General features: G+C 64.1%; 7 protein-coding genes and 1 pseudogene. 3 read left to right on the top strand and 5 right to left on the bottom strand.

Going from position 1 to position 7,206, the window contains the following annotated elements; translation table 11 throughout:
- The first annotated feature begins 174 nt into the window (after positions 1-174).
- Positions 175-1,149, top strand: coding sequence for a tyrosine-type recombinase/integrase (locus tag AC2VLV_RS06735; protein WP_486989241.1), 975 nt, complete (start codon positions 175-177; stop codon positions 1,147-1,149).
- Between the two features lie 189 nt (positions 1,150-1,338).
- Here AC2VLV_RS06735 and AC2VLV_RS06730 read toward each other — a convergent pair whose 3' ends face one another.
- The 4 genes from AC2VLV_RS06730 to AC2VLV_RS06715 form a co-directional block, all read right to left on the bottom strand.
- On the bottom strand, positions 1,339-1,599 hold the full coding sequence (locus tag AC2VLV_RS06730) for a hypothetical protein (protein ID WP_486989240.1): 261 nt from the start codon (positions 1,597-1,599) through the stop codon (positions 1,339-1,341).
- Complete coding sequence (locus AC2VLV_RS06725) at positions 1,596-1,847, bottom strand: hypothetical protein (RefSeq protein WP_486989239.1); 252 nt, start codon at positions 1,845-1,847, stop codon at positions 1,596-1,598. Before AC2VLV_RS06725 ends, AC2VLV_RS06730 begins: the two co-directional genes overlap by 4 nt.
- Positions 1,848-1,929: 82 nt before the next feature.
- Entirely contained in the window at positions 1,930-2,169 is a 240-nt protein-coding gene (locus AC2VLV_RS06720; protein WP_486989238.1) for a hypothetical protein, read from the bottom strand.
- Positions 2,170-2,928: 759 nt separating this feature from the next.
- Positions 2,929-3,519: a JAB domain-containing protein gene (locus tag AC2VLV_RS06715; protein WP_486989237.1), complete on the bottom strand. Its 591-nt coding sequence runs from the start codon at positions 3,517-3,519 to the stop codon at positions 2,929-2,931.
- Between the two features lie 498 nt (positions 3,520-4,017).
- On the opposite strand from AC2VLV_RS06715, the gene AC2VLV_RS06710 reads away from it, so the two are divergent.
- Both AC2VLV_RS06710 and AC2VLV_RS06705 read left to right on the top strand, forming a co-directional pair.
- Positions 4,018-4,974, top strand: coding sequence for a DNA cytosine methyltransferase (locus tag AC2VLV_RS06710; RefSeq protein ID WP_486989236.1), 957 nt, complete (start codon positions 4,018-4,020; stop codon positions 4,972-4,974).
- On the top strand, positions 4,974-5,837 hold the full coding sequence (locus AC2VLV_RS06705; RefSeq protein WP_486989235.1) for an NgoMIV family type II restriction endonuclease: 864 nt from the start codon (positions 4,974-4,976) through the stop codon (positions 5,835-5,837). Before AC2VLV_RS06710 ends, AC2VLV_RS06705 begins: the two co-directional genes overlap by 1 nt.
- A gap of 129 nt (positions 5,838-5,966) precedes the next feature.
- On the opposite strand, the pseudogene AC2VLV_RS06700 reads toward AC2VLV_RS06705, so the two are convergent.
- Positions 5,967-7,206, bottom strand: a pseudogene (locus AC2VLV_RS06700) (hypothetical protein); the annotation flags it as partial.

The following is a 7,206-nucleotide window of genomic DNA, read 5'->3' as shown; positions in this document are numbered from 1 at the left end:
GCGACTGGCCGGCATTCTAACCGTCCGCACGCCACTCCGCGATGCTGGTGGGTGCTGAGGGTTTCGAACCCCCGACCCTCGCCTTGTAAGGGCGACTGCGTAGGCGCTTTTGAGCTAGTGTTTATGCGGTTTTCGTCGTATCTTCACGGTTCCGTGTCCACTGGGTGTCCAAACATGGCCTCGATCAATCAACTCGGTTCCGGCCTCTGGCGGGCGCGCGTGCGCCGCCAGGGCTTCCAGACTCAAAGCAAGAGTTTCACGCTCAAAGCCGACGCCGAAGCCTGGGCGCGCAAGCTCGAAAGCGAGCAGGAGCGCGGCACCTGGCGCGACAACAGCGGCGCGGAGCGTATCACGCTGCGCGAGGCATTAGATCGCTACGGGCGCGAGATTACCGCCGCCAAGCGCGGCGCCGAGCAAGAGCAGTCGGTCCTGCGCAAGCTGCGCGAGGCTCGCATCGCCGGCCAGGCACTGGCACGGATCGGCTCGCAAGACGTTGCCGCGTTGCGTGATGCCTGGAAACGCGCGGGGTTGAAGCCAGCGACGATCCATCGGCGCATGACCGTGCTCCGGCATGTTTTCTCGGTCGCTGCCCGCGAGTGGGGCATGCCCGCGCTGGTGAACCCAGCGCGCGGCGTGTACCTGGAACCCGAGGACAACGCGCGCGATCGCCGCGTGAGCGAGGCAGAAATCGAGACGCTTTGCGCCGTTACCGAGTCAGTTGAACTCCCTCCATTCATCCACCTGGCTGTCGAGACAGCGATGCGACGCAGCGAACTCTGTAGGCTGTGCTGGGAGCATCTTGACCTGCCCGCGCGCACAGCGCATGTGATTAAAGCGAAAAACAGCCACCCACGCGACGTGCCGCTGACGCGCCGCGCGATCGGAGTGCTCAACGCGCTGCCGCACCGCGCGCACGGCCGAGTTTTTTCCATGCGCCCGGATTCGTTCTCTAAAGCTTTCAAGCGCGCCGCCGCTCGCGCAGGACTCGAAAACGTTACGGAGCATGATTTGCGGCACGAGGCGATTTCGCGGATGGCCGGCAAGCTGCAGTTGCACGAGTTGACGAAGATTTCCGGGCACCGCGACCCACGCATGCTCATGCGCTACTACCATCCGCGCACGCTCGAGTTAGCGGAAAAGCTGGATTGATACAAAAGCAAAGCCCCCGGCTGGCCGGGGGCTTGTTTTTCAGCAGTCGCCTGTGCGGCGATAGACTTTACAGCTACAGCAGGAGGAGCAAGATCAGGAGTCGACCACTCCGGGCCGACGCTCGAATTTTGCGCATCACCACGCGGTGGTTGAGAGCCTGGTTGCCGTTCATTTCTTGCGCTTGCATCTTCATGGCTTCATCTCCTGCTGTTGTTGCAGTTCGACCGCCTGCGCGGCTAAGTGGATCGCCGCGCGGATCGCCGCCGACCTCGACGGCGCGCGCAGTGCCACCTGCACGCGTTTGAGCGCAGCGACTGTCTCGCCATCGAGCGTGAGTCCACCCAAAACCGCCCCCGCCCGTGCGCGTTGCGCGCGCCTGCGTGCTGCGGCTTTTGCGCGCCATTTCGCCAAGATTTCTTCCGCAGTCCGGTTTTCGATTTTGGCAGTCATGGCGTGATCTCCTTTTGTTCATCGCGCTGCACCACGGCTTCATCGGCAGCGATCTGCTGCCGATAGGCCGCCACCGCGGCCGCGCCCTGGGCCGGCGTCGCCGCCCACTGTGCGTTGTATCCGGCATGCTGCTGCGCGCGGGCAATGGCCAGGATGGGCGCATCGGCTGCGAGTTGCAGGCGGTTGACCGCGTGATACAGGCTGGTTGCACTGGCCAACATCGCGATGTAAATGATAAGTGCTTTCATTTGCCTTCTCCTGTATCAAGTCAAGTCGTAACGGGGCAGCGAGTCGGCGAGCCATGCCAGCCGATCCCGCTGCCATTCCCGCTCAGCGTCGCAGGCAGGCGCCGATCCCGGCGGCGGCGAGCAGGCTGGCGAAATAGCGGCGGCCAGGCTCGCTGCCGTCCGCGCTCAGATACGCGCGGATGCCGGCTGGAGTCATGCACGCCTTGCGCGCCATGTGCTGCAACGCAGCATTGATCGTGGCTGAGGTGTATGCGATGCGGCCTGCGGTGTTGCGCGCCTGGTCGGTGGTGGCGGTGTTGCTGGTGGTGTTCGGCGTGTTCATGGCTTTTTCCTCTCTTTCGCTCGGTGGGCTCCGGCCCGTCTTGAGTATTAAGATAGCCCATGCGACACATGATGTCAATGGAAATAATGCAAACAATTGTGCCGCGTGTCACAGTTTCGAGCATCCGCGCCACCAATCGCGCGAGTTATACAGATAATCATGCACGCGACAATGCTCAACCGCGCAAACCCGCATCCCGCTTAGCTTTCAGCCACGCCGCAACCAGCCTCGATCCGGACTCATGGCGAAGTTATACAGATAATGATACATATAATCGCCAGCACGTCCGCGACGCGATTATGTGTATAACTTTGCTAGCATAGACCCTGCCATGCCGCGCGATAACCGATAAGCATAGACCATGCCAACGAGTCGACCGCCCGGCGACCGTCGCCGCGGCGCCTGGCTGGCGCCCGTTTTCGGTACGCGATGATGGGTCGCGGTCAGCGCATCGAGTCGGCGCCGTTTTCGGTCCGCGGCGATGGGTCGGCCGCACCTGGCGCCGGTCGGTGCGCTCTTTTCCTCGTCCGCGACAACGGGCGCCGGCTCTCGCCCTGCCCGCCGCCCCGCCGCCTGGCCACGCCTGGCCGCCAGGCCGCCGCCGCCTTATCCTCAAGGCCCGCTCCGCTCTGCTCTTGCTTTGGCCGGAGTCGCCGCGCCACCACGCCGCCGGGCGCTGGGGGATGGGCTGGGGTCTGGTCGCCCTGCCCGCTCCCTCCCTTTCTGGTCGCTCTGGCTCAGTCCTCGCCCTGGCGCATGTCAGCAAAGCCCCCGCTGCGCAAGGCTCGCGACCGTCTCGCCAACGATCAGATGATCGAGCACGCGCACGCCGATCAGGTCGAGCGCCTGCTTGAGGGTTTGAGTGATTGCCACGTCGGCCGCGCTCGGCTCGGCCACGCCGCTGGGGTGGTTATGCGCAAAAATCACTGCGCCGGCGTTGTGTTGCAGGCATGCACGCAAGACCTCGCGCGGCGGAACTGAGCAGCCATCGATCGTGCCGCGGAAAAGCTCGGCGAAAGCAAGCACGCGGTGCCGGTGGTCGAGGAAGATGCAGCAAAAGGATTCGCTGTCGCGCGTCGCGAGGCGCGCACGCAGCCACGCGCCGGAATCTTGTGGATTGCTGATGGTGCCAAGCCGTTCGAACCGCTTGCGCAAGATCGCCTCAGCCTCAGCCAGCACAGCCGCTTCGTGCTCGGCCTGGTCCTCGGCCTTGGTCGCGAGGTAGATCGCTGCCGCTTCGCTCTGCACTTCCCCACCTGCTGTTGGGTGGGCCTCGGAGGGGTGCGGGGTGGAACCCCCCGCGGCGCCTTGGGTCGCGCGTGCTTTCGTGGTGGTCGTCAGGTCATTCATGCTCGTGTCCTCGTGTGATTTACTGCTGTTCGGAGCCGCCTCACTGCATCGCGAGGCGGCCCCTTGCCCCACAGGGGCGAGCAGGCGGGCGGCGTGACAGCGGCTTCATCGCTGGCGCGACGGCTGCAGCGAGGGGCTAACGAGCGGGGCGGCTGCGAACGGCAGTGGCAGCGGGGACGCCTGGACCTGCGCACGCCGGCGCGTGACCCAAGGCGCAGTGAAGGTTCTTGGCATGGCCGCGCAGCGGGCGGCATTGATGTGTAGTCGCTGGCCAGGCGCGCGCGAAGGCGAACGCCTACACGCACGCGAGCCGCGCGCCGACTGACGTCGCGCAAGCGGATTGCGAGGATATGTCTGCCGGTTGTCTGGCGGTCGCATGGATGCGATGCAGCCGACTGCCGCCGGCCCACGCCGCCCGCAAGGGCGGCGCGTTCGTTTGTGCGGACGGTCGTGTTGCCTTGTATGCTTCACACCAGCACGGAATCAGCCAGGCACTTCATGAACCAACTAACGTCGATCGAACTCTGTGCAGGTGCAGGCGGGCAGGCACTTGGCCTGGAAAAGGCGGGGTTCTCTCACGCCGCACTCGTCGAAATCGACCAGGCCGCATGCGCCACACTGCGCATGAACCGACCGAACTGGAATGTTGTCGAGGGCGATCTTTGCGCTTTCGATGCCAGCAAATATCGCGGCATCGATCTTGTAGCTGGCGGCGTTCCCTGTCCTCCATTTTCCAAGGCAGGAAAGCAACTCGGGGAACGCGATGAGCGGAACCTTTTTCCCGAAGCGATCCGTGTTGTCGATGAATGCCGTCCACGTGCAGTCATGCTCGAAAACGTGCGCGGCCTGCTCGATGCGGTGTTTGACGACTACCGAAATTCGGTTGAAAATCAACTCAAGGCGCTGGGTTACACACCTGCTTGGCGCCTGCTCAATGCTTCCGACTTCGGGGTTTCGCAACTGCGCCCACGCGTCATTTTTGTAGCGCTGCGCAATGATTTCGCCCACCAATTTCATTGGCCCGTCCCGCTCGATAACGAGCCGCCTACGGTTGGCGAGAAGCTGTTTGACCTTATGGCCGCACGCGGCTGGAGGAGTGCAGCCAAATGGCGCGACCGCGCGAATGCGATTGCCCCAACGCTGGTCGGAGGCTCAAAGAAGCACGGCGGCCCCGATCTTGGCCCGACCCGCGCAAAGCGCGCCTGGGCCACCCTTGGAGTCGACGGCATGGGGCTGTGGGACGAGCCGCCGCCGCGCAGCTTCGTTGGCATGCCGCGGCTGACGCCGCGAATGGCGGCCCGTCTGCAAGGCTTCCCGGATGACTGGCAGTTCTCTGGCCGCAAGACGGCCGCCTATCGCCAGATTGGTAACGCCTTCCCGCCGCCGGTCGCCACGGCTGTGGCAAAGCAAATCTTCGCGGCGCTGTCCGTGAAGCGCATTTTCAAGGTGGCGTGATGACGAACCCCGCCTGCTTCGCCGCCGCCCGCAAGGCTTTTCACGCTGCGCTGTTTCAATCATCAACTCTTACCACCCGCGCAGGTGTCGCCAGCAACGCCGACAGCAGCAACACCACAAGCAAGAAAATTGCCATAGGCATTGCCGAGCAGCTTCAGGCCGAAAGCGCCGGCGATCGAATTGCCGGGCAGACCTCTGGCCGCCAATTTGAGGGCATTTGCGCTGACTTCGTGCGGGCTACGTTTCTAAATCTGAAACACCTCCGCCCCGGCAAATGGGAAGTGAACCAGGTCGGCGGCCGCAGCCGGCTGGAAATCGCTCGCTATGAGCAATACGCGCACCTGGTTGCGCTCGACCGGGCAGCCAAAAGCGATCCCGAACTGGCAGCCGCTCTCGGCAGCGATTACACCATCACGCCGGATATTGTGGTGGTGCGCTCCACCGAGGACGACAACGCCATCAATGCATCGAAGCGCCTGGTCGATGACAAGGTGACCAGGCTTGCCAGCCTGCGGAAGATAAACGGCGGGCCGCCGCTTCTGCATGCAAGCATTTCCTGCAAGTGGACAATCCGCAGCGACCGGGCGCAAAACTCCAGGTCGGAAGCACTGAACCTGATGCGCAACCGCAAAGGCCATTTACCTCATATCATGGTAGTCACTGCAGAGCCGACACCGAGTCGCCTGGCTTCTATCGCCTTGGGTACAGGGGATATTGACTGCGTGTATCACTTTGCCTTGTACGAACTGCAAAAGACAGTAAACGATTGCCATTTGGATGACGCCGCCGACCTCCTGGCAGTGATGGTCAAAGGAAAGCGCCTCAAGGACATTTCAGACTTGCCGCTTGATCTTGCCGTGTGACCGGCAAATCAATGTGCAGCGGGTCGAGGAAGCCGCACATCGCGACTACACACGCAAATCCGGATAGCCAAAAAACGGCGGGCCGAAGCCCGCCGCGCATGCCATCCATGGCCCCATGCTCAGTGCAAATCAGTGCAACCGGATCGCGAAGCCAACGCCGACACTGGTGCCCGCCTGGCTGCTGCTGATTCCCGCAGTCCAGGCGGCCTGGCGGCTGAAAACAGAATGCCGGAAGCCAACTGCGACGGCACCTTGGCTGCCCTGCCAGCCCCAGCCAGCGCTCAAGCAGTTGCGGCCGCCATCACCGCAGGCCAAAGACATCTGCGCCTGTGCTTGGCTGGCTGCGCCTAGGCCGTCGATGCGACCGGACAAGCTCCCGATCTCCTGGCCAAGCTGGCCGATCTGGCCCTCAAGCGGGGCGATGGCGTTGCTGACCGTCGCGTTGGTGTAGGTGTTGGCCTCGGCCAAAGCCTGCTGCACCTGGCTGACGTTGGCGGCATCCGTTGGTGCTTGCCCGGCGGCGAGGTTGTGGATCTGCGTGCCGCCGGAGCCTTGCAAAGTCACGCTGCCGTAGTTGATTTTGCTGGTGCCTGCGCCGTCGTACTGCACTGTGCCAGTCGCGATCGTGCCTGCCGGCCCCTGCGGGCCTTGTGGGCCAGGCGCACCGTTCGATCCTGCCGGGCCTTGCGGACCCTGCGGACCTGGTGTGCCTGGCTTGGTGAGCGCGGTCGTCAGGCCCGAGTCGAGCGCTTCGATCGCGCCGAAAACGGTGCTGTAGCTCTGGCCCTGGACCTGGAACGTCGGCGCAGTGAACGTGTTGGAAACCGGGTTCCACGTCGCCCCGCCGCCCAGCCATATTGCGAAGTTGCTGGCGGACTCAAGCTGCGCGACGTTGGCGGCGTCGGTGGGCATCGTGCCTGCGGCGACGTTGGTGATTTGCCGAGTGAGGCCGGTTGCCGCGTTGCCAACGCTGATCGAGTCGGCGCGGTTCGACGCGCTGCCGCGGCCAAGTGCAACCGATCCGTTGCCGTTGGCCTGCGCCATTTCGCCGATCGCAACGCTGCTAGTGCCGGTCGCAGTCGCGGCCGCGCCGATGGCGGTGGACGCCGCGCCGGTTGCTGTTGCGCCGGATCCAAGCGCGGTTGCGTAGCCGCCATTAGCGAGCGACTGAAACCCGAAAGCGCTGTCGTTGTATTGCAGCGCCTGCGCGTCGTCGCCGACCGCAACCGAAAACTGCCCGCCGGCGACCGTGGTCGTGCCGAGCGCCATCGAAGCGAGCCCGGTCGCCTGCGCGCTGTCGCCGACTGCGATCGCGCCATTGCCCGTTGCTTGCGTGCTGCTGCCCGCGGTCGGTGCGCATGGCGCCAGT

The organism is Thiomonas sp. TH-17, from assembly GCF_057473305.1.
Note: the sequence above shows the minus strand (reverse complement) of the source record. Positions and strands in the feature narration are given on the sequence as shown.